This window comes from Vibrio sp. 2134-1 (assembly GCF_033339495.1).
The window spans coordinates 1-662 of the sequence record NZ_JAWOUS010000503.1 but is presented as its reverse complement, the minus strand read 5'-3'; the positions used below and the strand labels follow the sequence as shown (position 1 = coordinate 662).

Here is a 662-nt window from a genome sequence, read left to right as displayed (position 1 = left end):
TGCGTCTTTAAAACGCTCCACTAAGTTAGTTAAAACTTTGCCCAACGAGGTCGCGATCATTGTCATCGCAACAATACCAATCAGAGCCGCAATAATCCCTGCCCACACTCCCTTTTCAAGAGCTTCTGCACTTTGTTCTTCACTCCATCGCTCGTAGTCATCCACGTTCTTTTTAAGGAAGCTACTGGGAACCGACACCATAACGATCCAAGGCGCATCGCTGGTTTCAATTGCAGTAATCGCATACTCATCCCCGCCAAACGTCACAAGGCCTGCGCCCTTTTGTTTCGCAATGGATTGAATACGAGCCCATTGAGACGCCAATTCATGAGAGACTTTTTTGCCCACTTGATCCGCTTGGCTGCTGTTCGCCAGTGTGATGCCTTTCCACGAAGAAATCAGAATACGGCCTTGTCCATCAAACAAGTCGCTCGCGTAATCTTCACTTTGGCTTTGTAACTCGTTCAATGACAAATCAAAACCAAGAGAGCCTATGATCTCGCCACGTAACTTGATTGGTTGGCTGATGGTCGTGATCAGTTCTTGTTTGCCGCGAACCGGATACATGTACGGTTCCATCACGAACGTTTTGCCCGTTTCGTAAGGCATCAAGTGCCAATCGTCTTTACGCTCACCGTTGTTGTTTAATTCAGTATTGCTAA

Annotated in this window: 1 pseudogene; it reads right to left on the bottom strand. The window is 47.0% G+C overall.

From position 1 onward, the window contains the following. A pseudogene (locus tag R7R78_RS26895) lies at positions 1-662 on the bottom strand (methyl-accepting chemotaxis protein); the annotation flags it as partial.